Origin of the sequence: Ectothiorhodospira shaposhnikovii (assembly GCF_047222355.1) — a bacterium.
GTDB lineage: Bacteria > Pseudomonadota > Gammaproteobacteria > Ectothiorhodospirales > Ectothiorhodospiraceae > Ectothiorhodospira.
Window position 1 is genome coordinate 368,541 of the sequence record NZ_CP178333.1, and the last position, 22,436, is coordinate 390,976.

Below are 22,436 nucleotides of genomic sequence, written 5' to 3' on the forward strand. Positions count from 1 at the left end.
ACGGCGTGTCACAGTGTCCGGTTAAAGTGACGCACCTATCGCGCCCCGGGATCGGGCGAATTCCCTCCGTTCCGGACCTGTACCGTGACTACCTGCCAGACCATAGAATGCATCCTTGCCCGCGGTGAACTGCATGCCCTGTTCCAGCCGGTCGTAGCCTTGCAGCAAGGCGGGATCATGGGTTACGAAGGCCTGATCCGCGGTCCCTCCGACAGCCCCCTGCATGCCCCGCAGAAATTACTGGCCGAAGCAGCCCGCGCGGGGTGTCTGTTTGAACTGGATCTGCTTTGTCGTCGAGTGATTTTGGCGCGCTTTGCCGAGCTGGGGCTCCAGGGCCGCCTTTTCCTGAACGTCAATCCGGATGTGCTGGCGGATCGCAATGCGGTTCATGGCATGACGCTGCAGCTCTTGCAGGAGAACGGCATCGCCGCTGAGCAGGTGGTGATCGAGCTCACCGAGCAGCAGCCCATCCATGAGTACGACATCATGCGCGAGGCGGTACGACATTACCGGGAAATGGGTTTCGCCATTGCGCTGGATGACTTGGGGGCGGGTTACAGCTGTCTGCGCCACTGGTCGGAGCTGCGGCCGGATTATGTGAAGATCGACATGCACTTTGTACAGAATGTGCACAATGATCCGGTCAAGCGCCATTTCCTGCATTCCATCCGGGAGATTGCCCACAGTCTGGGTACCCGTCTGATTGCCGAAGGCATTGAGACCGAAGCCGAGTACGAGGTGGTGCGCAGCCTGGAGATTCCCTATGGGCAGGGTTATCACTTTGCCAGACCGGCCGCGAACCCGCCGCGGGAGCTGCGTTGTCTTGTTCGGCATCGGGGCGGTGAGATGTCCCGCTTGCGTCACCGGGGAGAGACGGTGGCTGTGCTGGCCCAGACCAATCCGACCACTTCCCCCGAACAGCCCCTGGGTACCACGGTCAGCCGCTTCCAGGCGGAGCCCGGCCTGCATTGTCTCCCGGTCATTCACGACGGCTGTCCCGTGGGCATCATCCGTCGCCATGACATCCTCGCGCTTTATTCACAACGGTTCAGTCGTGAACTGCACGACCGCAGCCCCATCCGTTTCTTCATGAAACGGGACCCGCTGCTGGTTTGTCAGGACCAACCCCTTGAGCAGTTGAGTGAAACCCTGACCGCTCGGGATACCGTCGATGATGAGTTCATCATCATCGACGGAGAGGGCCAATACGTGGGTGTCGGTCGACTGCTGGAGTTGTTGCGCCGGATCACCGCCCTGCAGGTACGTTATGCGCGCTATGCCAATCCCCTGACACAGCTTCCCGGCAGCGTCCCTGTCAATGAGCACGTGGATCGCCTCATCGAGCTGGGCGTGCCCTTTGTGGTGGCCTATTGTGATCTGGATAACTTCAAGCCCTTCAACGATTACTATGGTTATGCCCGGGGGGATCAGGTCATCTGTGCACTGGGAGACATATTGCGGTCCGTGCAGGAGGAAACCGAGGACTTCCTGGGGCATGTGGGGGGAGACGATTTCATCCTGGTGCTGACCGGGGACCAATGGCGCCGTCAGTGCAGGGAGGTGCTGGACCGTTTTGCGGTTTCCGTCACGGGTTTCTACGATGAAGCGGAGCGACGCATGGGAGGAATCCATACTCTGGACCGGCGGGGTGAGGAGCGATTTTTCCCGTTGCTGAGTCTATCCATCGGGGCCGTTCAGGTGTGTCCGGGTGGCTTCCGTTCCCATCTGGAGATCTCTCAGCGCGCTTCCGAGGTCAAGTGCCGGGCCAAGGAAGAGGCAGGCAATACCCTGTTTCTGGACAGGCGCATGGCAAGGGGTGACACCATGACCGGATTCGCCATCGAATCCGCCTGCCGCTCGGAATCGTTGGTGCAGCCATGACCGCTTCACCCGTTCAGTGTCAGGATGGGGACAATCTTCCCTCGGCCCTTTCCCGCCATTTCATCGGGTCTGCCCAGGATCTGCTGATTCACGTGGATCCCGTAACCCCGGGCCATACCAACGAGCAGATTGCCCAGATCTTCAGCCTCAAGCGCCAGCTACAGAATCTGCCGGTGGTGCATGGAGAGCGTCCCATGGGGCTGATCAATCGCAGCCTGTTTCATAACATGATGGCCAAGCCCTATTACCCTGAACTCTACAGCCGCCAGAGCTGCATCGCCTTCATGGACAAGAATCCCCTGGTGGTGGACGTGGATACCTCCATCGACACCCTGACTGCCCTGGCGGTACAAACGGGAGAGAAGGTGTTCGCGGATGGGTTCATCCTGGTGGAGGATGGTTGCTATCGGGGCGTGGGACATGTTCTGGACCTGATGCAGGCCATGAACGATCTACAGGCCCGGCAGCACCGCCAGCTGGTGGACAGTATCGATTACGCCAGCCTGATTCAGTCCTCCCTGCTCAAGTCTTCCCGCCAGGCCCTGGCGGATCGCTTTCCAAATGCCCATTGGGTGCTGTGGCAGCCCAGGGACACGGTGGGCGGCGATATCTTTCAGTGCTTCAACCTGGCGGATGGCTTTCTTGTCGCCGTGTTCGACTGCACGGGCCACGGCGTGCCCGGTGCCTTCATGACCCTGATTGCGGGGGCCGCCCTGGAACGGGCCATAGCAAGCCATGGCCATGATGATCCGGCGCTGCTCCTGGCCTCCATGAACCGTTACATCAAGCAGACCTTGAGCCAGCATAGCGCATCTTCCCGGAGTTCGGAGCATCCGGACAACTCTGATGACGGCCTGGAGGGGCTCATAGTGCGCGGGTTTCCCGACGCCGGTCATGTTCTGCATGCGGGGGCGCGGATGCCATTGATCCGTATCCGCCCGGAAGGCGGGGGGCATGGCGAGGTGATCCGCTCCGAGCGTCGCGGGGTGGGCTACGCGGCTACACCGGTGGATCACGAGTGGCGCAACCAGCGGCTGGACATGGCCCCCGGGCAGCGTCTCTATCTGGCCAGCGATGGGGTGATCGACCAGATCGGTGGTCGTCGACGGATTGCCTTCGGCAAGAAACGGCTTGTCCAGACTCTGTTGGAGACTCGCGCACTGGACATGTCCGGTCAGAAGCATGTCTTCATGCAAGCCTTCAACGAATATCGCGGCCGACAGGTGCTGCGGGATGACCTCACCTTACTCGCCTTGTTGTGGCCTGGTGCCTGAGCGGATGACCCACATGAATCAGTATCTTTCTCCCTGTCACGATCGCCAGGCGTGCATCACTCGGAACCAGGGGCTGGTGTTTTATTACGTCGGCTATTTCTCCCAGAACATCATTAACGCCATCGGTGATGCGGTGCGCCTGCGGCTGGAATGTTCCGAGACTCCGGGTAGTCTGCGCCGCAAGATCTTTTCCATCTTCATCGAAATGGCGCAGAACATCGTCCATTACTCCAGCGATCAGCTGACCCTTGAGTCGGACCGGACGCATGAGATGCGGGCCGGCTCGGTGTGTATCACGCAGGAGTCGGGGCACTTTCTCATTATCTGCAAGAACCCGGTGACCCCTGAGTGGGCACAGCAGCTGCGCCAGGAGCTGGAGGCCTTGCGAGTCATGTCCGTGGACCAGATACGGCAATCGTACCGGGAGCAGCTGCGCCGGGAAGCACCGGAGCACAGCAAGGGGGCGGGGCTTGGGCTTCTGACCATCGCGCGTGACAGCAGCGGACCCATCGAATATGCCCTGGAAACCAATCCTTGCGGGGATGTGCTGTTCACCCTCAAGGCTACCCTCTAAGGTCCGATTCGCAGGAGCGACTTCATGGAAACCAGACTCTATATTCCGCCTTCCCCCAATACCCCCGAAGTGGACTAAAGTGGACCCCATCGTCAAGACAGAAAGAGTACGAGTTTAAGCAATAGCTTGGGGTTCGCTCGCAGCGGAACAGCGCTGCCCTGGTACTGCGGTTTCACTGGGTGGCGTCACAGCCGACGGGCCGTACTTATCCACGATCAGTGCGCCTCCGCCCTGCCGGTTCCGATAGACCGTATCCGGTGTCTCGTTCGCCAGAGCCGCGTGGGGGCGTTCGCCGTTGTAGAACGCGAAGTAGTCCATCAGTCCCAGCGTGACTTCCTTGAGATTGGCGTAGCCCTTGAGGTAGACGTCTTCATATTTCACCGTCCGCCAGAGTCGCTCGACGAAGATGTTGTCAAAGGCCCTTCCGCGGCCATCCATGCTGATAGTGACTCCCTCTCGCTTGAGCACGCCAGTGAACGAGTCAGCCGTGAACTGCGAGCCCTGGTCACTGTTGAAGATCTCCGGTGGCCCGTACAGCTGCAGGGCCTCTTCGAGGCAGTCAACGCAGAAGGTCGTATCCATGGTGTTGCTGAGCCGCCAACTCAAGACCTTGCGGCTGTACCAGTCCAGGATCGCGACCAAGTAGGCGAAGCCCTGAGCCAGACGGATGTAGGTGATGTCGGTACTCCAAACCTGGTTGGGCCGGTTGACCACAACGCCACGCAGCCGATACGGATAAACCTTGTGCTGCGGGTGCGGACGACTGGTATGCGGACCCGGCGCGATCGCCGCCAACCCCATCCGACGCATCAGGCGCTGGACACACTTACGGTTGACCTTATGGCCCTGGGTCCGCAGCTCGACCACCATGCGCCGACTCCCGTAGAACGGCCGTCGTGTGTAGATCTCGTCGATGAGTCCACACAGCAGCAGGTCGCCGGCCTCATCCGGTGACAAACGCCAGCGCGCATACACGGTCGCCCGGGAAACCCCGGCCAGCGCACACTGGCGAACGATGGAGATCTCGCCACCCGCGTCAATCCAGTCTTGACGGTTCACGGCAGGTTGATCCCGGACTTTTTTTTGAGCCAATCGAGTTCCATCTTCAGGCGCCCAATCTCACCGTAGAGACGGTCCGGGGCATCCTTTTCCGACACTGGCTTGGGGCCCCGCTTGCCTTCGAAGAGCGTGCCAGCCTGCTCGAGGATCGCCTTCTTCCACTGGGTCACTTGGGCGGGATGGACCCCGTAGGCTTGACCGATCTCGTTGACGGTCTTGACCCCCTGAATCGCCTCAAGACCAACTTTCGCCTTGAATTCAGCGTTGTACGTGTTTCTCTTCCGTTTTTCAGTCATCTTGTTAGTATCCCGATTCAGCCCCCCACTCAGAGCTTAAACTGCTGTCTAGATATCGGGGTCCACTATAGACTTCGATTTTGCCGCTCGCCGTCTATGCATTCGGGGGGAGTCCTATCCCGAAAGTGCGGTCGGCTTCTATCACGAGATCCTGCAACGTACCCGGGATTTCCTGGGCTCCCTGGAAGAGGGTGAGGTACAGGTGATCATCGAGCTCCGGTATTTCAACAGCTCCAGCACCAAGATGCTGTTCAATCTGGTGGACGAACTCAACGCCGCTGCCAAGCTCGGCAACCAGATTACCTTGGACTGGTACCACGACGCCGAGGACGACACCATGCTGGAGTTTGGCCAGGAGCTGGCGGATGACTTTCCTGAGATCCACTTTCGGACTCTCCCGATAGAGACTTCATGAGCATCGGAACCCCTGCAGATTTTGCGGATGGTGGCCGGGACGGGCGAGGGAAGCCGCCGGATCTCTTTGAGTCCGAAATCCGAGCCCTGGAGACTGCTTGCCAAGCCCTTGACAACGGTAATCATCAGGATCATCGGCGCGCTCTGGAGGCGCTGATCCGGGAGTTCGACCGGGTCATCAGGGACATGCGTCGTCTCATCAACCATGCCGATCGCACGGAGCGGGAGCTGAGCCGGGCCAATCAGCGCCTCACCGAGCTGACCCGCGGCTTGGCCTACCGGAACCGGCACGACGGCCTCACCGGCCTGCTTAATCGGGAGACCCTCATTGACGAGGCGGAAGCCTTGCTGGCGGTCCAGGCAATGGCCTTGATTCTGATGGATATCGACCATTTCAAGCAGGTCAACGACCGCTATGGACATCCGGTGGGTGACCAGATTCTAAGGGATGTGGCCGGGGCCATGCGCACCCTCGCTCCCGAGGATGGCCTGTGCGGCCGACTGGGGGGCGAAGAGTTCGCGGTGATTTTGCCCGGGCAGATCGCCGGTAAGGCGCTGGGCTGCGCAGGTTGCATTGCCGATGCCATTCGTGCCGTGCGCCGGGATGGTCATCCCGGACTTCGGGTGACGGCTTCCTTCGGTATTGCCCTTGCCTCGGCCGGTACTTCCTTTGATCGGCTCTACATTTGCGCCGATGACGCCCTCTACAGGGCCAAGCATAGTGGTCGGGATCGTATCGAGGTGGTGGCAGACTGTATTCGGGGCCTTCCATAACAGCCAGGCCTTCTCCGCCGTGACGGCGGAGAAGGCGCGCAATGAGACTCGGGGGCTCAGCGGGGGAAGCGGTCTCCCAGTCTTTCAGACAGTCTTTCCTGAACCCGGTCGCGGATGCTCTGACCCAGGTTCGGCAGGTGGCTGCCGCAGTGGCGCTGCCACTGATTGGAGTTTTGCATCAGCTCGATGGCCTGGGCCGGAACGAAGGCGCGGCCCTGATTGTTGGCCGCCCGGGGCACATAGACCGCCAAGCCCTCCATCTGGCAGCTCTGGTCATTCCGGTAGAGCAGGTCGGTGCCGGAGGACATGTGCCATTCCCCCATGCGGATGACCGGCTTCTGCGGATTGGAGCGGTCAACCACGGCCTCGGGGAAGTGTTCGTGCACATCCACGAAGAGACGCTGATTGAGGCCGGCGGGGTGGGTCAGGGACAGGTTCAGGCCGAAGGCCTTGGCCACCGCCTGGGCGATTTCCGTGTTGTCCAGGTAGCCTCTGGGGGCGCCGGGGCCGAAGCTCCACAGGGGAACGTCTTCACCGGTGTGACCATGGGTGCTCCAGCCGAAAATGGTGTGGCGCTCACTCACCACGCGGCCGATGGCATAGGTCATGCCGACGCTGGCGGCGGCACTGCGGATGGCGTTCGCATCGTCTTCGGTCAGGCTAATGCCCCAGTAGTTCTGTACCGCTTGACGGATGTCGTCATTGCCCGGGTTGCGGGGCAACTGAGCGGCAATGAAGCCTGCCGTCACCTTCATGCCCTTGAGCGGGTCGATCACCTTTTCCACGGAGGTGCTGGTGTAGTTGCTGGAAGTGGCGAAATTGCCCAGGGTGAGGGCGCCGGTATTATGGTCGGGGACCACAATGATCATGGTCTGGCGGTCTTTCTCGGCGAAGTCCAGGGCGACCCGTACCGCATCGTCAAAGGCCAGGAAGTCCTGCAGCTTGTAGGCCGGATCGGTGGCATGGCCGGCCCAGTCTACCTGACTGCCTTCCACCATGAGGAAGAAGCCGGAGCGATTCTGGGAGAGCAGTTCGATGGCCTTGGCGGTCATCTCGGCCAGGGACGGCTCGGCCTGAGCCTGCTCGGCGGCATTGCCGGGGTAACGATGGCCGTTTTCAAGCAGGTAGCGCCGGTCCAGGTCGGGCATCATGTGACTGGAGGCAAACATGCCCCATACCGGTGTGGTGCGCACGGTGGCCAGTTCCTGGGCGGTTTCCACATACGCATAGCCACGATCCAGCAGGACCTGCCTAAGGTTTTCCCCATCGGTGCGGCTGCCGCCGGCGCTGTTGGGCAGTAGGTGGCGGCTGCCGCCACCGAAGGCCACGTCCAGATTCTGATAGACCAGGTGACGGGTGATCTCGTTTTCGTTATTGCGGTTGTCCACATGCGCCCCGAAGGCAGCCGGGGTGGCATGGCTGATGCGGCTGGTGGCCACCAGGCCGGTGGACTTGCCCTTGAGTTTGGCGCCCTCGAGCACCGTGGCCAGGGGGCGATAGGCCAGCCAGTCCCAGCGATCGGCTTCCGACGCCCCGGGCACGTCCATCGGCAGGGTGTAGTTGCTGATGGCGTCGTCCGGGCGCGGGGCCAGCCCGATGAAGGGTTCAGTGGTCTTGTAACCGGTGGAGAAGGCCGTGCCGGCGGCGGCGGAGCCGGTGATGATCGAGTTGGCCATGCTGGTATTGACCATGCCGCTGGCGATCTCGTCCAGGGCGAGGTTTTCTCCTCGATACAGGCGTCCCAGGGTGACGACGGACTGGGACATGCCGTCCGGGATGAGGACGATGACATTGCGGACCTGGGTGGCATGGGCCGGCGTAGCCAGCCACATGGCGGTCAGGAGCATGGCGGCCGCCGCCGCTGGGCGGGTGGATTTCTTGCGCAGGATCACGGGTCTTGCCTCCCTGAAATAATAAAAGTTCTGGCGTGTTTTCGGATGACCGTCGGTTATTCGCGATCCGACGGATGACATGACCCCATGGGTTCAGTGTCATGAGTCGGAAGCTAGAACTCAGGGATGACAGGGGGGTTCTTTTTTTTTGACGTTGTTTTGAACATTTCAGAAACTCAGCCTGATTTGTCCATAGAAACCGCGACGGGTCTGGGTCGGCAGGAAGGTGGGGGTCAGGGAATAATATTCCGTGCGTTCGGAATCCAGCAGATTCTGGGCTACCAGGGCCAGTTCCAGTTGCCTCTCCGGTCGCCAGGCCAGTCTCAGGTCCATCGTGGTATACGCGTCCAGGGGGGGGAGAAAAGGCTGGTGGCGCCTGTCCACGTGCCTGATCCAGAGGTCCATGTCCATCTGGTGACCGATGTTCCATGCGCTGCGCAAGGATGCGATATGCCTGGGGATGAAGCTGGAAAACAGGCGATCGCCGCCGGTGAATTCACCGATATCGTTGAAGCTGTAGGCAAGCTGGAAACGCAGGGCTTCACCGGCACGCCAGTCACCCGATAGTTCCACCCCCGTGACGGTGAGTTCTCCGCGATTGATGAATTGGGTGGGGGCGATCAGATAGGCATCGTTTTCACCCATCAACAGCATGTCAGGGTCCGTCACCGTCGTTGCTGACCTGAGATTGTCATAGCGATGCACGAAAGCGGTCAGATCCAGGTAGAGACCGGGAGAGGGGTGGCCGCGGTAACCTGCTTCGAAGGCCGTCAGACGTTCCGAGCCGTAGGCATCGTTGCCGCGCACCTCACCCTGTATCGGCAGGTTTGCCAGGGCGTCATCCACCGGTCGATCGAGCCGGAACTGACCCGGACGGGCCACCGTCAGGATATAGTCCGCCGTGCGCTCGCCCCGGGATGGGATGCGTTTGGCACGGGACAGGGATGTCCAGAGACTGTGCCGGGGTGTCACGTTCCACAACATGCGGATCGTCGGCTGGAATTCCGTGCTCGTGTAGCTGTTGTGATCAAGGCGGCCGCCCAGACTCAGGCGCAGCCCCTGATTCAGCAGGATTTCATTTTGTGCAAACAGGCTGGCGATATGGAGTGTTTCCCGGGGCCGATCAAAGCGGGTGGTCAGACCGCCGGAGATGCTGTCGTCGTACCAGCGATAGCCGGCCCCCCAGGTGATGGCATGCCGGTCGGGAACATCCAGGCGCTGCTGGAACTCCAGGTCGACGATGTGCTGTTGCTGATCCGCCAGCATGATCGCCTCCACGTCGGAGTAACTCCAGGAGGCATTGAACCTGATCTCTGAATGTTCCGAGGTCTGCCGGATCAGCTCCCCCTGCAGATCCACGCCGGAGAAGCGGTCGGTGATGGTTTCCACCCGCCGGTAGGTGGGTGGGGAGAGCGGGTCACGGACAACGCCGATACCATCCGAGTCGGCTCGAAACAGACTCCCCGCCATCATCCAATTGTCGCCTGTCTGTCCTCCATCCAGGCGGAAACCGGCGGACAGATGATCCGACCGATCATGGTGATCATCGCCGGTCTCGGTCAGGGAGTCGCGGCCCTCCCGGGTTTGCAGATACACGTTGAAACTCCGGTCTTCTCCCCAGGGGCCGCCCTGCCTCAACAGGGCGAACAGACCGGTATCGTTGCCGAAGCCCGCGCTGACCAGGGTGCCGTGAGCGGCGTGTGAGGAGCGGGTGATGATATTGATGACCCCGTTGACGGCATTCACGCCCCAGACCGCGCCTCCGGGGCCTCGGATGACTTCAATGCGGTCGATGTTTTCAAGAGGGATCTGCAGGGTATTCCACAGTACGCCGGAGAAACTCGGGCTGTAGGCGTTGCGTCCATCCACCAGCACCATGAGCTTGTTGGACAGATACTCCGTGTGACTGCGAATGGAAACGGCCCAGCGATCCTCGCTGACGCGAGCAACGTCCACCCCCGGGGACAGTCGCAGTGCTTCCGGTAGGGAACGGGCTCCCGAGCGGCGGATGTCTTCGGCCGTGATGACATGCACGGCGGCGGCGACATCGGACAGACGCTGGGATCGACGGCTGACGGAGATGACTTCCTGCTGGAGGAGATCTTCCAGGGACAGTTCCAGAAAGTGTTCGATGGCCGCGGCCTGGGAGGGCGGCAGGACACAGCCGAGCATCAAGACGGGGAGTACCATGGAGGGCATTCGTCTTGGGTTTGCCGGTCTGTCCATGATGCGCTCACTCGGTGAATGATGCCGCTGTCGGCCTCGGATTGCGGCTTGCCTCAGATCGAGGCCGGCCCGTCGTTTTTCTTGTGCTTGTCCAGTAGTGCAAGAATCCGATCCGACGATACGGGTTGGCTGAAATAATATCCCTGCAGGGCATGGCAGGATTGCTGTTTCAGTATTTCCGCCTGCGCCAGGGTTTCGACTCCCTCGGCGGTCACCGTGAAACCCAGGCTTTCCCCCAGGGAAATGATGGCTTTTATGATGGCCAGGCTCTCCGTGTCATGGGGCAGGCCGCTGACGAAACTGCGATCCACCTTGAGATTATGCAGGGGGAGTCGCTTGAGGTAGCTCATGGATGAATAGCCGGTGCCGAAATCATCCAGGGAAATCTTCAGGCCCATTTCATGTAGCTCGCGCAGGGTCTGCAGGGTGGTGGCGCTTTCGTCCATCAGGGTGCTTTCCGTGATTTCCATTTCCAGATGAGCGGCCTTCAGGCCGGTGTCCTGAAGGATATCCCGAACGATGTCCGTCAGGACGCCGTGTCTGAACTGTGCCGGGGAAAGATTGACCGCAACCCGCAGGGGATGTCCCCGGGCATGCCAGTGCGCGACTTCCCGGCATGCCGTTCTCAACACCCACTCACCGATGGGGATGATCAGCCCATTGCTTTCAGCCAGGGGAATGAATTCCATCGGCGAGATCATGCCCTGCTGGGGATGTGCCCAGCGGATCAGGGCTTCCACCGACAGGATCCGCCCCGTGCTCAAGTCCAGTTGAGGCTGATAGACGAGATAAAACTCCTGGGCTTCCAGGGCGCGACGCAGTGCCGTTTCCATGTTCAGACGCCGCATGGCCTGATGCGTGAGGGACGGGCTGTAAAACTGAATGTTGTCTCGTCCCAGATACTTGGCATGATACATGGCGGTATCCGCATGCTTGATCAGGGTATCGGCATCCTCGCCATCATCCGGATACACGGCGATACCGATACTGGCGGTCAGCACCATTTCCCGTCCCGTGATGAAGAAGGGCTGGCGCATGAGTTCCTGTATCCGATGGGCCACCGTCAGGGCATCTTCGGGGTGGATCATGTCCGGAATGATCACGGTAAATTCGTCACCGCCGAGGCGCGCCAGATTCATCCCCCGGGATTCATGCGATGGGCGGGATACCGTATCAGTGGGGCGGACGCCCAGTCGCAGGCGCTGGGAGGCATGTTGCAGCAGCATGTCACCGGTGGCGTGGCCGAGGGTGTCGTTGATGTGCTTGAATCCATCCAGGTCCAGGAACAGCACCCCAAGCTGACTGTGGTTGCCGCTGGCGCGGCGAATCTCGCCCTCCAGTCTTTCTATGAGATGTTGGCGGTTTGCCAGCCCTGTCAGGGTATCGAAGTAGGCCAGCCGGTATATCTCGGAGTCGGCTTCCTTGCGCGCCGTGATGTCACGAACCAGACAGAGCGTTTCCTGGCTGTCGATGAGCACGATCCGGGTTTCGAAGTAGCGGGAGGACTGATCCTTCCCCGGGAGCGTGTATTCGATATGTTGCAATCCCCCTTCCGCGCGCACCTGCCTGACTGCGTCCAGATAGGCCTGGGTAACCTCGGTGGGCAGATTGTGTTGCAGGTGGGTGCCGGGCTGGGGGTGGGTATGGTCATCCTGACCGGCCAGCCTGTCCAGTACCATGCCGTCATTGGTGAGACGGAACATGATGTCCGGCAACGCGCTCAGGATGGCCGCGTTGCGGGCATTGGCCCGATGCAGGGCAAGTCGTGTCAGATGGGCACGCCACAGGTATTTCACCCGGTGTCCGATGAGGTTCCAGTGGATGGGCTTGGAAAGGAAGTCCGTGGCACCCGCCTCGAAGGCCCGTGCGATGGAGTCCAGGTCATCCATGCCGGTGACCATGACGATCGGCAACTCATCACCGGCCTGCCGACGCAGGTGGATACAGGCCTGGAAGCCGTCCATGCGGGGCATGTCCACATCCAGTAGCACCATGTCGCAGCGTGTCTGTTCAAACGCGGTCAGGGCCTCCGCCCCATCCTGCACGCTGAACGTGGTGAAGCCGGCCTTTTCCAGGGCGGCACCCATCAGCATGAGTGCAGTGATGTCATCATCAGCCAGGAGAATCCGAGGCATCTCGTTCATGTTGCCGCCCGGATACGATGACTGATCTCATCCAGAGTCGCGTGCGAGAGCGGCTGGAACTCTCCCAGCAGTCTGCCCGCGGCATCCATGCGCTGGTCGCGGGCGCAGGCCTCCAGTTGTCGGCAGATGTTTGCAAGGCGCATGGCGCCGACATTGCCCGAGCTGGATTTCAATGCGTGTGCGGCGCGGCGTAACGACTCGGCATCTTCCGCCGCCACGGCGGTCTTGATCTGTTCTGCCAGCGAGGGGGCGGTGTCCAGAAAGGCCTGAAACACCTTGATGAGCAGATGATGGCCCGTGGATTCATTCAGGCTCCGCAGTTCGGCAAGGGTCCGCGGGTCAAGGAGAGGACCGTCATCAGGCGACTCCGGGGAAAGTGCTGCCTCCGCGCCGCCCATGGCAGGGCCGCCGCCGGCGGGAAGCCATGGTTGCAGGATGTCGTGGAGTTGCCGGAGGGTATGGGGTTTTGACAGGCAGGCCTGCATGCCTGCGGCCAGGCAGTGCTGCTGCTCCTGCTTCGACGTGTTGGCGGTTAGTGCGATGATGGGTACATCCCGGTAACCCGATACCCGTCCCCGGCGTATCGCCGCGGTGGCCTGATAGCCGTCCATCACCGGCATCCGGCAATCCATCAGGATCAGATCCGCCTTGATTGCATCCAGCATGGACAGCGCCTCTTTTCCATTATTGGCAATGCTGTACCTGAGTCCCAGTTGTTCCAGCATGCTGCCGGCGACCAGCTGATTGACCGGGTTGTCTTCCACCAGCAGGATGCGACCAGCCAGCGTCCCGATGTCGTGACTGTCCCGAGCCGGCGCTATCCCATCGGGGAGGTGTTCCGAGACGGCGGGCCCGTCGCTTGCCTGCAGCTTCAAGTGGACAATAAATGTCGAGCCTTGTCCAGGGGTGCTTTGCATGCTGAGGCTGCCCCCCATGAGCTCCACCAGACGGTTGCTGATGGCGAGTCCCAGGCCGGTGCCCCCGTAACGCCGCGTGGTCGATCCATCCGCCTGGGCGAACCGATCGAAGATCTTTTCCCTGGCCTCGGCTGCGATCCCGATGCCGGTATCCTTCACCATGAGAACAATCGTGTCCGCCTGCCCGGATACCCTGTCGACCTCGACACGGACCTGAACCTCGCCCTGATGGGTGAACTTGATGGCATTGCTCAGCAGGTTGGTCACCACTTGTCGCAGCCTTAATGGATCGCCCTGAAACCATAGCGGCCGATCCGCCGGCGAGAAGTCCATCGACAGTTTCAGGCCTTTCCCTGCTGCCGACTCATGGAACAGCTTCACGCAATCCCGGACCAGCGCGGTGAGTTCGAAGTCCAGCAACTCCAGATGCATGTGGCCGGATTCGGCCTTGGAGAAGTCCAGGATGTCGTCAATAATGCTCAGTAGCTGGCGACTGGCCTGGATGGCGGTTTCAGCATAGCGGCGTTGCCTGGCATCCAGTGGTGTGTTAAGCAGCAGCTCGGTCAGGCCCAGCACCCCGTTCATCGGGGTTCTGATCTCATGGCTCATGGTGGCGAGAAATTCGCCCTTTGCCCGGTTGGCGGCCTCGGCCGCTTCCTTGGCCTGGAGCAACTCGAAGGTTCGGGTCGCCACCTCCTCTTCCAGATGTTCCTTTTGCCGACCAAGCCGCCGGTCCCGTTCCTGGATTTCCTCCAGCATGCCGTTGAAGCCCCGTGCCAGGGTGTTGATTTCCAGAAGGTCGGCATCACCGGCCCGAACACCGAGGTCCGCGTCCTGGGTGACACGTCCCATCAGTTCGGTCAGATCCGCAACCGGCCGGATCACCAGCGTTCCCAGGCGGGTCATCAGCATTCGGCTGGCCAGCAGGGCAAGCGCGGCGGCCAGTGCGGTGATCAGGATCAGCACCAGCATCTGCGCATAGAGTGATCGCAGGCCGATGGCGATCTGAATCGCCCCCAGCGTTCTGCCTTCCATCGTAATTGGTTGGGTCAGCCTGACCGTGGTCAGCCCATAGTCCGTGTATTCCCGCAGCCTGACCTGATCATTGATCCGGATAGCGGTGGTGGACTGATAGCGGGCGAAGGGACGGCCATCCCCGTCGTAGATCACTGCCGCCCGAGCATCGGGGGAGTGGCGCAGGGAGGCCAGCAGGTCAAGCGCGGCCTTTTCGTCACCGAACAACAGGCTGGCGGCGGCGTTTTCCGCCAGAACCCGGGTCTGGACGCGGTTGGCATCCACCAGACTGAGGAGATTGACGGTCAGGGCGCCGAGGATGGTGATCACGACCATGATCGTGATTGAGATTCCCAGGGCCGCACCATTGATGCGGCGCAGCCGTTCCGCCAGGGTAAGAGGGCGGTTGCCGGTCGATGAGGTGGGTTTCATTGTTCCACCTCCGTCGCCAGGCGAAGCAGCCTGGAACTCAGGTTCAGGCCTTGTGCCCGTGCCGCCGTCAGATTGGCTTCAAAGGCAATCCGGTTATGCTGCCTGACCATGTTGAGCGCCACACCCTGACGCATGGCGCCCGGGGTATCGGCCACCGTCAGCACGGGTATGCCTTCCAAGGCTTCCAGTATCCGGGAAAGTTGGCCGATGGCGGTATTGCTGATGAACACCATGTGGCAGCTTTGAACTTCGTTCAGCGTCAGGGTGTGGCGGGTGAGGATCGTGCGTGTCCCCACCTGTCTGTGATCGAGCTTGGCCAGGTCCTCACCGAAGGGGTCGCGGCCATGGATGCAGAGGTAAAGGGTGTCTCCGACCTGGTCGGGCCATTCGGTGAACAGGGCAAAGTTGTAAAGAAAGGCGGCCTTGAGCTGGTACTCGGACGGGGGGGCTGACGTGCCGGGTATGGGTAGGCAAAAAAAGAAACACAGAAGGCACAGCGACCGGGTGAGTATTCCCATCTGCCGCGCCTCACCCTTGTGTGACCGCATGTCTCTCCGTGTGCATCGTCCAGGATCAGGGTTGAAAAGGCCCGCCTCGCCAAGTGTTATCGAGTGCGGCAGCCGTCATGAGTGTAGGCTAAGGCGGCTTGCTTGTCTGCTCTCGGTCGGGGCGATAGGCTTGACCCCCTCCTTACTTACACCGGATTCCAGCCATGTTTGCCAGCCAGAGCCGAGAGCAGCTCAGACAGATGTATTGTCAGGCCTGGAGAAAATCCCGGGCCGGGGAACCCTTGCAGCCGTTGGAACAGCAAATCGCCAGGGTGGTTCGGGATCATCCGGAGTATCAGGCCATGCTGGAGGCGCCGGAAGCCGCCTTGGCGGCAGAGTTCACGCCGGAGCAGGGTGCGGTCAATCCCTTTCTGCACATGGGCATGCATCTGGCCATCCGGGATCAAGTGGCCACGGATCGCCCCCACGGGGTTCGCGCGGCCTACGAGCGCCTGCTGCCCCGGCTCGGTCCCCTGGAGGCGGAGCACGCCATGATGGACTGCCTGGGACAGGCGTTGTGGGAGGCCCAGCGGTCGGGGCGGCCGCCTGATGAGGCCGCCTATCTGGAATGCCTTCGCCGCGTCTCCACCCAGGGGGTATGACGCCGCCACCCGGTCGCCCGGCGGGGTCGGATGTAGACAATTTTTCCGCGCGTCATGTGAGTTCTCGGCCCGTGCCCGGCGACGGCGGCTGACTGTCCGAATCCGGGGGCGGCACGGGCGAATGAGAACCGGTCACGCTCTATCTCCCTGTAGAAACTGAGTTTATGGCGCTCATGACTGGTTCCGGAATATCCTTCTAATCCTTGTGAATTCGCAAATCCCCTGCCGAAAAAGCGATTTTTCATCGCCTTTGGTCTTTAATCCGCTTGACCCCGTCAGCGCCGCAAGGTACGTTTTGTCATCAATTGTTCACTGCACAAAAGCCTGGTTATTCACTAAGAAATGTGTTCACCGTGACTTCTCCGATCCTGCAAATAGCGCTGGCAAGCGGTTTCATGGCTGGTCTGGGCATACTCCTGGCCGGCATTCTGGCCATTGCCAATCGACGGCTCTACGTCTTCGAGGACCCGCGCATCGACCAGCTGGAAGACCTGTTGCCGCGCGCCAACTGCGGTGCCTGCGGCGTGGCCGGCTGTCGCCCGTTTGCCGAGGCCCTGCTGGAAGGCCGTCTGGAGCCGGCCCGCTGCACGGTGAACTCCACCGACATGAACCAGCAGATTGCCGACATGCTGGGTGTGGCCCTGGGCAGCCACGAGCGGCAGATTGCCCGCCTGGCCTGCGCCGGTGGTTCCCACGTGGCCGCCACCCGTGCCCGTTATCAGGGCCTCAAGTCCTGTCGTGCCGCCGCCCTGGTTTCCGGCGGCGGCAAGGGCTGCACCTGGGGTTGCCTGGGGCTGGGGGATTGCGAGGTGGTCTGTGATTTCGATGCCATCCGCCTGGACCGCTACGGCCTGCCGGTGGTGGATCCGGTGCGTTGCACCGGCTGCGGCGACTGCGTGGATGTCTGCCCGAAGGACCTGTTCAGCCTGCAGCCGGAGAGTCATCGTCTCTGGGTGGCCTGTCTCAACCAGGATCCTCAGGATGAGGCCATGGCCCACTGCCAGGTGGTCTGCACCGCCTGCGGTCGCTGCGCCGCCGATGCGCCGGAGGGGCTGATCCGGATGGAGTCCAACCTGGCCGTCATTGATTACACCAAGAATGCCCTGGCCTCCCCCGTGGCCATCCAGCGCTGCCCCACGGGGGCCATTGTCTGGCTGGAAGGGCAGGCGCCCCGCAAGGGTTCGGGCGCCCGCAAAGTCACCCGCAAGGAACCACTGCCTCGCATGGAGCCCCTGCCGCGCGTCTGACCGCACGCACGGCAGCACCAGGGCTCGCCGGTCGACATGGCGTCGACCGGCCCTTTGGCATCCCCGCATGGAAGGCGCAGATACCGATTACAAAAACGTGACGGCCAGCGAGCCGGCAGGAGAGAAACGACATGCTGTTCAAGCGCAAGTCATCGCAGGGCTTCAAGTATCAGGGTACCCGCGCGGCCCTGGACGGCAATACCGCCGTCATCTATTGCGAGCGTGAGTCTTCCGATGCGGCGGGGGCCTACCCCATCACCCCGTCCACCCAGATGGGCGAGATGTGGGCGGAAGAGGTGTCCAAGGGGCACATCAACATCTCCGGCCGTTCCCTGGTGTTCATCGAGCCGGAATCCGAGCATGCCGCCGCTGCCGTCACCGCCGGTCTGGCCATGACCGGCATGCGGGCGATCAACTTCTCCTCGGCCCAGGGCGTGGCCTTCATGCACGAGTCCCTGTACGCCGCCGCCGGCAAGCGTCTACCCTATATCCTTAATATCGGTTGCCGTGCCATCACCAAGGCGGCGCTGAACGTGCACGCCTCCCACGATGACTACCACTGCGTGGACGACACCGGCTTCTTCCAGGTATTCGCCAAGAATGCCCAGGAAGCGGCGGACCTGAACATCATCGCCCACAAGGTGGCCGAGCTGGCTCTGAACCCCGGGATCGTCGGTCAGGACGGCTTCCTCACCACCCACCTGATCGAGTCCATGAAGGTACCGGAGCGGGAACTGATCGCCGAGTTCCTGGGCCGTCCCGATGACATGATCGAGTGCCCGACCCCGGCCCAGAAGATGATCTTCGGCGAGAAGCGACGCCGCATCCCGGCCACCTGGGACGTGGACAACCCCATGGTGTCCGGTGCCCTGCAGAACCAGGACGCCTACATGCAGCAGGTGGCGGCCCAGCGGCCCTACTTCTACGACCATGTGGCCGAACTCACCGATCAGTGCATGGAAGAGTTCTATCAGCTCACCGGCCGTCGCTATGCCCGTGCCTCCGGCTATCGCACCGACGATGCCGAGTACCTGATCGTGGGGCAGGGCAGCATGGTGGCCACCGCCGAGGCCGTGGCCGATTACCTGCGCGAAACCCGGGGCATCAAGCTGGGCGTGGTGAACATCACCATGTTCCGTCCCTTCCCCGGCAATCTGCTGGCCGCCCTGCTCAAGGGCCGCAAGGGCGTGGCCGTGCTGGAGCGCACCGACCAGCCTCTGGCGGAAGACCTGCCGCTGATGCGCGAGACCCGCGCCGCCCTGGGCAAGGCCATCGAGAACGGTCTGGCCGGCAAGGGCGAGGCCCTGCCGTATCCCGACTATCCGGCCTTTGATCGCAACGGCGACATTCCTCGCCTGTACTCCGGTGCCTTCGGCCTGGGTTCCCGCGACCTGCAGCCCGAAGGGCTGATCGCCGCCGTGGAGAACATGCTGCCCGAGGGCGGCAAGCGCACCTTCTTCTATCTGTCGGTGGATTTCATCCGCGACCAGGCCGCCAGTCCCAAGCAGGAACTGCACCAGCAGGCCCTGCTGGAGGCCTATCCCAACATCAAGAGCATGGCCCTGCGGGGTTCCGAGAATCCGAGCCTGATGCCCGAGGGCGCCATCGCCGTGCGCCTGCACTCCGTGGGCGGCTGGGGTGCCATGACCACCGGCAAGAACCTGGCCATGACCCTGTTCGACCTGCTGGACTTTCACATCAAGGCCAACCCCAAGTACGGTTCCGAGAAAAAGGGGCAGCCCACCACCTACTACCTCGCCGCGGCGCCGGAGCCCATCCGCATCAGCAACGAGCTCAAGCAGGTGGACGTGGTGCTGTCCCCCGATCCCAATGTGTTCGATCACTCCGATCCCCTGTCCGGTCTGAACAAGGGTGGCGTGTTCATCATCCAGTCTTCCCTGGAGAACCCGGAAGCGGTATGGCGCAGTTTCCCGCCGGCCGCCCAGCGCTATATCCGTGACAACGAGATCCGCGTCTTCTATCTGGACGCCTTCAAGATCGCTCGCGACGAAGCCTCCAACGCCGATCTGCAGTTCCGCATGCAGGGCATCGCCTTCCAGGGTGCCTTCTTCGCCGCTTCCCCGGTGATGCAGCGCAAGAACCTCACCGAGCAGACCCTGTTCAAGGCCATCGAAGAGCAGTTGCAGGAGAAGTTCGGCAGCAAGGGCGCCCGTGTGGTGCAGGACAACCTGCGCGTGGTGCGGCGTGGTTTCGAGGAACTGGTGGAAGTCACCGAGAAGCAGCCCACCACCGACAACCTGCCGGCCCTGGCGGATCGCAGTGCACCGGAAATGCCGGTGATGCTCAAGCGCATGCCTCAGTCCCTGAGTGCCTCCGGCGACATCCATCGCTTCTGGGAGCAGACCGGCAGCTTCTATCTCTCCGGCCAGGGTAATGACAATCTGGTGGACCCCTTCATCGGCATGTCCCTGATCCCGGCCTCCACCGGCATCTTCCGCGACATGACCCAGATCCGCTTCGATTATCCGGAGTGGCTGCCGGAGAAGTGCACTGCCTGCGGCGACTGCTACACCGTTTGCCCCGACAGCGCCATCCCCGGCCTGGTCCACACCCTGGGCGAGGTGTTCGAAACCGCCGTGCGCCGTATCGAGATCGGCGGCAAGCCCACCCGTCACCTGCGCCGTGCCGTGCGTGACCTGGAAAAACGTCTGCGCAATGCCCTGACCCAGGCCGGCGACGGTGCCGACGTGCGCGCCGAGCTGGACTTTGCCATCACCCATCTGCTGGCCGAAACCGACCTGCAGGGTGATGACAAGAGCCGTCTGGAAAAGGAACTGGGCTGGCTCAAGGAGTCCATCGGCGACTTCCAGTTCGCCGCCACCCGTCCCTTCTTCAGCGCCATGGAAAAGCGTGCCAAGGGTAGCGGCGGTCTGTTCTCCTTGACCCTCAACCCCTACACCTGCAAGGGCTGCATGGAATGCGTGCGCATCTGTGAGGACCAGGCCCTGGTGGTGACCCCCCAGACCCCGGAAAGCGTGGACACCATGCGCCGCAACTGGGATTTCTGGATGGATCTGCCCACCACCCGTCCGGACTACATCCGCATCGAAGATCTGGACGAGGGCATCGGCGCCCTGGAAACCCTGCTGCTGGACAAGAAGGCCTACGGTTCCCTGAACTGCGGCGATTCCGCCTGCCTGGGTTGCGGCGAAAAGACCACCGTGCATCTGTTCACGGCCACCGTGACCGCCCTGATGCAGCCCCGCGTCAAGGCTCAGCTCAAGAAGCTGGATGATCTCATCGGCCGGCTGGAACAGCATGTGCGCCTGAAGCTGGCCGAAGGCATGGATCTGTCCAATGTCCAGGCCGTCAACCAGGTGATCGGCGAGCATGCCGACAAGGATCTGACCCTGGCCCGCCTGTCCACCGCCCTGGATGCCGGCGGCAGCCACACCGTCGATCCGGACTGGCTGCAGTGGATCACCGGCGTGCTGGCCAAGCTCAAGGACCTGCGGTGGCGTTATCTGGAAGGGCCTTCCGGTCGTGGCCGTACCGAGATGGGTGTCATCAACGCCACCGGCTGCACCTCCGTGTGGGGTTCCACCTTCCCCTACAGCCCGTATCCGTTCCCATGGGCCAGCCATCTGTTCCAGGACACCCCGTCCATGGCCATGGGCATCTTCGAAGGTCACATGGCCAAGATGGCAGAGGGCTTCAAGGCCATCCGCATGGCGGAGCTGGAGCTGGCCGGTACCTACAACCCGGTGGAGCATGAGCCCTTCTTCGCCCAGTTCAACTGGGAGCAGTTCAGCGACGAGGAATTCCACCTCTGCCCGCCGGTGGTGGGGATCGGTGGTGACGGCGCCATGTACGACATCGGCTTCCAGAACCTGTCCCGCGCCCTGATGTCCGGCATGCCCATCAAGGTGCTGGTGGTGGATACCCAGGTGTACTCCAACACCGGCGGCCAGGCCTGTACCTCCGGCTTCATCAGCCAGGTGTCCGACATGGCTCCCTACGGCAAGGCCTGGAAGGGCAAGGAGGAGATCCGCAAGGAGATCAGCCTGATCGGCCTGGCCCACCGTACCAGCTACGTGATGCAGGGCGCCATCTCCCATGTGACCCACCTGCTGGAGAGCTTCATCGAGGGCCTCAACGCCCGTCGTCCGGCCCTGTTCAACGTCTATGCCGTGTGTCCGCCGGAGCATGGGGTGGGTGACGATGTGGCCTTCGCCCAGTCCAAGCTGGCGGTGGAGTCCCGTGCCTATCCGTTGTTCCGCTACAACCCGGACAAGGGCGTGACCTTCCGTGAGTGCTGCACCCTGGAAGGCAACCCGGCCATCGATCAGGACTGGCCCACCTACACCCTGAAGTATCAGGAAGAGGACGGCGGCGAGGCCACCATGGAACTGCCCATGACCTTTGCCGACTTCGCCCTGACCGAAGGTCGCTTCCGCAAGCACTTCCGCAAGGCGCCGGTGGAGACCTGGAACGACGACATGGTCCCCATGGCTGAGTTCCTGAAGCTGTCCGAGGACGAGCGGGAAGGTCGCTTCCCCTATGTCTGGGCCGTGGATGCCAAGAACCGCCTGACCCGGGTGCTGGTGTCCGAGGAACTGGTGCGTTCCGCCGAGGAACGACTGGAATTCTGGCATCAGCTCAAGGGGTTGTTGGGACTGGATCACGAGGTGGTGGATGTGGACGCCGTGGCGGCCCAGACCCGTGCCGACATGGCCCAGCGTCTCTCCAGTGCCCTGCTGTCCCTGGTCAGCGGCGAGGGCGCCGCGAAGCTGGCGGATACCCTGCAGGCACCGGCGCCCGCACCGGTGGTGATTCCTGCCGCCCCGGCGGCACCGGCACCCGCCGTGTCGGCGGCGCCGGTCAATGGCAGCAACGGCAACGGTCATGCCGCCCAGGGCAATGGACTGGAATACGAGCCGGTCTGGGTGGAGACTACCGAATGCACCGCCTGTGACGAGTGCGTGCAGATCGCTCCCGGCGTGTTCGCCTACGATGACAACCGCCAGGCGGTGGTGACCAACCCCCAGGGGGCGCCGTACAAGGACATCGTGCGGGCCGCCGAGAAGTGCACCGTGATGGCGGTGCATCCGGGCACCCCCTTCAACCCCAACGAGCCCGACGCTGAAAAGCTGATGAAGCGGGCCATGAAGTTCAACTGAC

Annotated in this window: 13 protein-coding genes and 1 pseudogene; 8 read left to right on the plus strand and 6 right to left on the minus strand. The window is 62.0% G+C overall.

Going from position 1 to position 22,436, the window contains the following annotated elements; genetic code table 11:
• Positions 1-84: 84 nt before the first annotated feature.
• Genes ACLF6L_RS01595 through ACLF6L_RS01605 form a run of 3 tightly spaced genes read left to right on the plus strand, consistent with a single transcriptional unit; the run spans position 85 to position 3,729 of the window.
• A complete protein-coding gene (locus tag ACLF6L_RS01595) occupies positions 85-1,881 on the plus strand; it encodes a bifunctional diguanylate cyclase/phosphodiesterase (protein ID WP_412852212.1) in 1,797 nt (598 codons plus the stop codon).
• Positions 1,878-3,155, plus strand: a complete 1,278-nt coding sequence (locus tag ACLF6L_RS01600; protein WP_412852213.1) for a SpoIIE family protein phosphatase — start codon at positions 1,878-1,880, stop codon at positions 3,153-3,155. The genes ACLF6L_RS01595 and ACLF6L_RS01600 overlap by 4 nt, the downstream gene beginning before the upstream one ends.
• A gap of 13 nt (positions 3,156-3,168) precedes the next feature.
• A complete protein-coding gene (locus ACLF6L_RS01605; protein ID WP_008933284.1) occupies positions 3,169-3,729 on the plus strand; it encodes a SiaB family protein kinase in 561 nt (186 codons plus the stop codon).
• 114 nt (positions 3,730-3,843) lie between these two features.
• Here ACLF6L_RS01605 and ACLF6L_RS01610 read toward each other — a convergent pair.
• A pseudogene (locus tag ACLF6L_RS01610) lies at positions 3,844-5,084 on the minus strand (IS3 family transposase).
• A 100-nt stretch (positions 5,085-5,184) separates the two neighbouring features.
• On the opposite strand from ACLF6L_RS01610, the gene ACLF6L_RS01615 reads away from it, so the two are divergent.
• Entirely contained in the window at positions 5,185-5,499 is a 315-nt protein-coding gene (locus ACLF6L_RS01615; RefSeq protein WP_412852731.1) for a DUF1987 domain-containing protein, read from the plus strand.
• Positions 5,496-6,272, plus strand: a complete 777-nt coding sequence (locus ACLF6L_RS01620) for a GGDEF domain-containing protein (protein ID WP_238617805.1) — start codon at positions 5,496-5,498, stop codon at positions 6,270-6,272. The genes ACLF6L_RS01615 and ACLF6L_RS01620 overlap by 4 nt, the downstream gene beginning before the upstream one ends.
• A 56-nt stretch (positions 6,273-6,328) precedes the next feature.
• On the opposite strand, the gene ACLF6L_RS01625 is transcribed toward ACLF6L_RS01620, so the two are convergent.
• The 5 genes from ACLF6L_RS01625 to ACLF6L_RS01645 all read right to left on the minus strand — a co-directional run bounded on the left by ACLF6L_RS01625 (position 6,329) and on the right by ACLF6L_RS01645 (position 15,445).
• The gene (locus ACLF6L_RS01625; protein WP_238617804.1) at positions 6,329-8,164 is read right to left on the minus strand and encodes an alkaline phosphatase; all 1,836 of its coding nucleotides are present in this window, start codon (positions 8,162-8,164) and stop codon (positions 6,329-6,331) included.
• Between the two features lie 168 nt (positions 8,165-8,332).
• Positions 8,333-10,354: a TonB-dependent receptor plug domain-containing protein gene (locus ACLF6L_RS01630; protein WP_412852214.1), complete on the minus strand. Its 2,022-nt coding sequence runs from the start codon at positions 10,352-10,354 to the stop codon at positions 8,333-8,335.
• A gap of 89 nt (positions 10,355-10,443) precedes the next feature.
• A complete protein-coding gene (locus tag ACLF6L_RS01635) occupies positions 10,444-12,534 on the minus strand; it encodes a putative bifunctional diguanylate cyclase/phosphodiesterase (protein ID WP_412852215.1) in 2,091 nt (696 codons plus the stop codon).
• Positions 12,531-14,897, minus strand: coding sequence for an ATP-binding protein (locus ACLF6L_RS01640; RefSeq protein ID WP_412852216.1), 2,367 nt, complete (start codon positions 14,895-14,897; stop codon positions 12,531-12,533). Before ACLF6L_RS01640 ends, ACLF6L_RS01635 begins: the two co-directional genes overlap by 4 nt.
• Positions 14,894-15,445, minus strand: coding sequence for a YfiR family protein (locus tag ACLF6L_RS01645; RefSeq protein ID WP_238617800.1), 552 nt, complete (start codon positions 15,443-15,445; stop codon positions 14,894-14,896). The genes ACLF6L_RS01640 and ACLF6L_RS01645 overlap by 4 nt, the downstream gene beginning before the upstream one ends.
• Before the next feature lie 164 nt (positions 15,446-15,609).
• Between ACLF6L_RS01645 and ACLF6L_RS01650 the strand changes: the two genes are divergently transcribed.
• The 3 genes from ACLF6L_RS01650 to ACLF6L_RS01660 all read left to right on the plus strand — a co-directional run bounded on the left by ACLF6L_RS01650 (position 15,610) and on the right by ACLF6L_RS01660 (position 22,435).
• Entirely contained in the window at positions 15,610-16,047 is a 438-nt protein-coding gene (locus ACLF6L_RS01650; protein ID WP_238617799.1) for a DUF1841 family protein, read from the plus strand.
• Between the two features lie 395 nt (positions 16,048-16,442).
• Positions 16,443-17,294: an RnfABCDGE type electron transport complex subunit B gene (locus ACLF6L_RS01655; protein WP_412852732.1), complete on the plus strand. Its 852-nt coding sequence runs from the start codon at positions 16,443-16,445 to the stop codon at positions 17,292-17,294.
• A gap of 131 nt (positions 17,295-17,425) precedes the next feature.
• Complete coding sequence (locus ACLF6L_RS01660; protein WP_412852217.1) at positions 17,426-22,435, plus strand: 2-oxoacid:acceptor oxidoreductase family protein; 5,010 nt, start codon at positions 17,426-17,428, stop codon at positions 22,433-22,435.
• Position 22,436: the final 1 nt, after the last annotated feature.

What these genes read in the sequence shown, in the direction of transcription:
- ACLF6L_RS01600 (WP_412852213.1), top strand. Translation starts at nt 1,878, where the DNA reads ATGACCGCTTCACCCGTTCAGTGTCAGGATGGGGACAATCTTCCCTCG.
- ACLF6L_RS01605 (WP_008933284.1), top strand. Translation starts at nt 3,169, where the DNA reads ATGAATCAGTATCTTTCTCCCTGTCACGATCGCCAGGCGTGCATCACT.
- ACLF6L_RS01620 (WP_238617805.1), top strand. Translation starts at nt 5,496, where the DNA reads ATGAGCATCGGAACCCCTGCAGATTTTGCGGATGGTGGCCGGGACGGG.
- ACLF6L_RS01630 (WP_412852214.1), bottom strand. Translation starts at nt 10,354, where the DNA reads ATGGTACTCCCCGTCTTGATGCTCGGCTGTGTCCTGCCGCCCTCCCAG.
- ACLF6L_RS01635 (WP_412852215.1), bottom strand. Translation starts at nt 12,534, where the DNA reads ATGAACGAGATGCCTCGGATTCTCCTGGCTGATGATGACATCACTGCA.
- ACLF6L_RS01640 (WP_412852216.1), bottom strand. Translation starts at nt 14,897, where the DNA reads ATGAAACCCACCTCATCGACCGGCAACCGCCCTCTTACCCTGGCGGAA.
- ACLF6L_RS01645 (WP_238617800.1), bottom strand. Translation starts at nt 15,445, where the DNA reads ATGCGGTCACACAAGGGTGAGGCGCGGCAGATGGGAATACTCACCCGG.
- ACLF6L_RS01650 (WP_238617799.1), top strand. Translation starts at nt 15,610, where the DNA reads ATGTTTGCCAGCCAGAGCCGAGAGCAGCTCAGACAGATGTATTGTCAG.
- ACLF6L_RS01655 (WP_412852732.1), top strand. Translation starts at nt 16,443, where the DNA reads ATGGCTGGTCTGGGCATACTCCTGGCCGGCATTCTGGCCATTGCCAAT.
- ACLF6L_RS01660 (WP_412852217.1), top strand. Translation starts at nt 17,426, where the DNA reads ATGCTGTTCAAGCGCAAGTCATCGCAGGGCTTCAAGTATCAGGGTACC.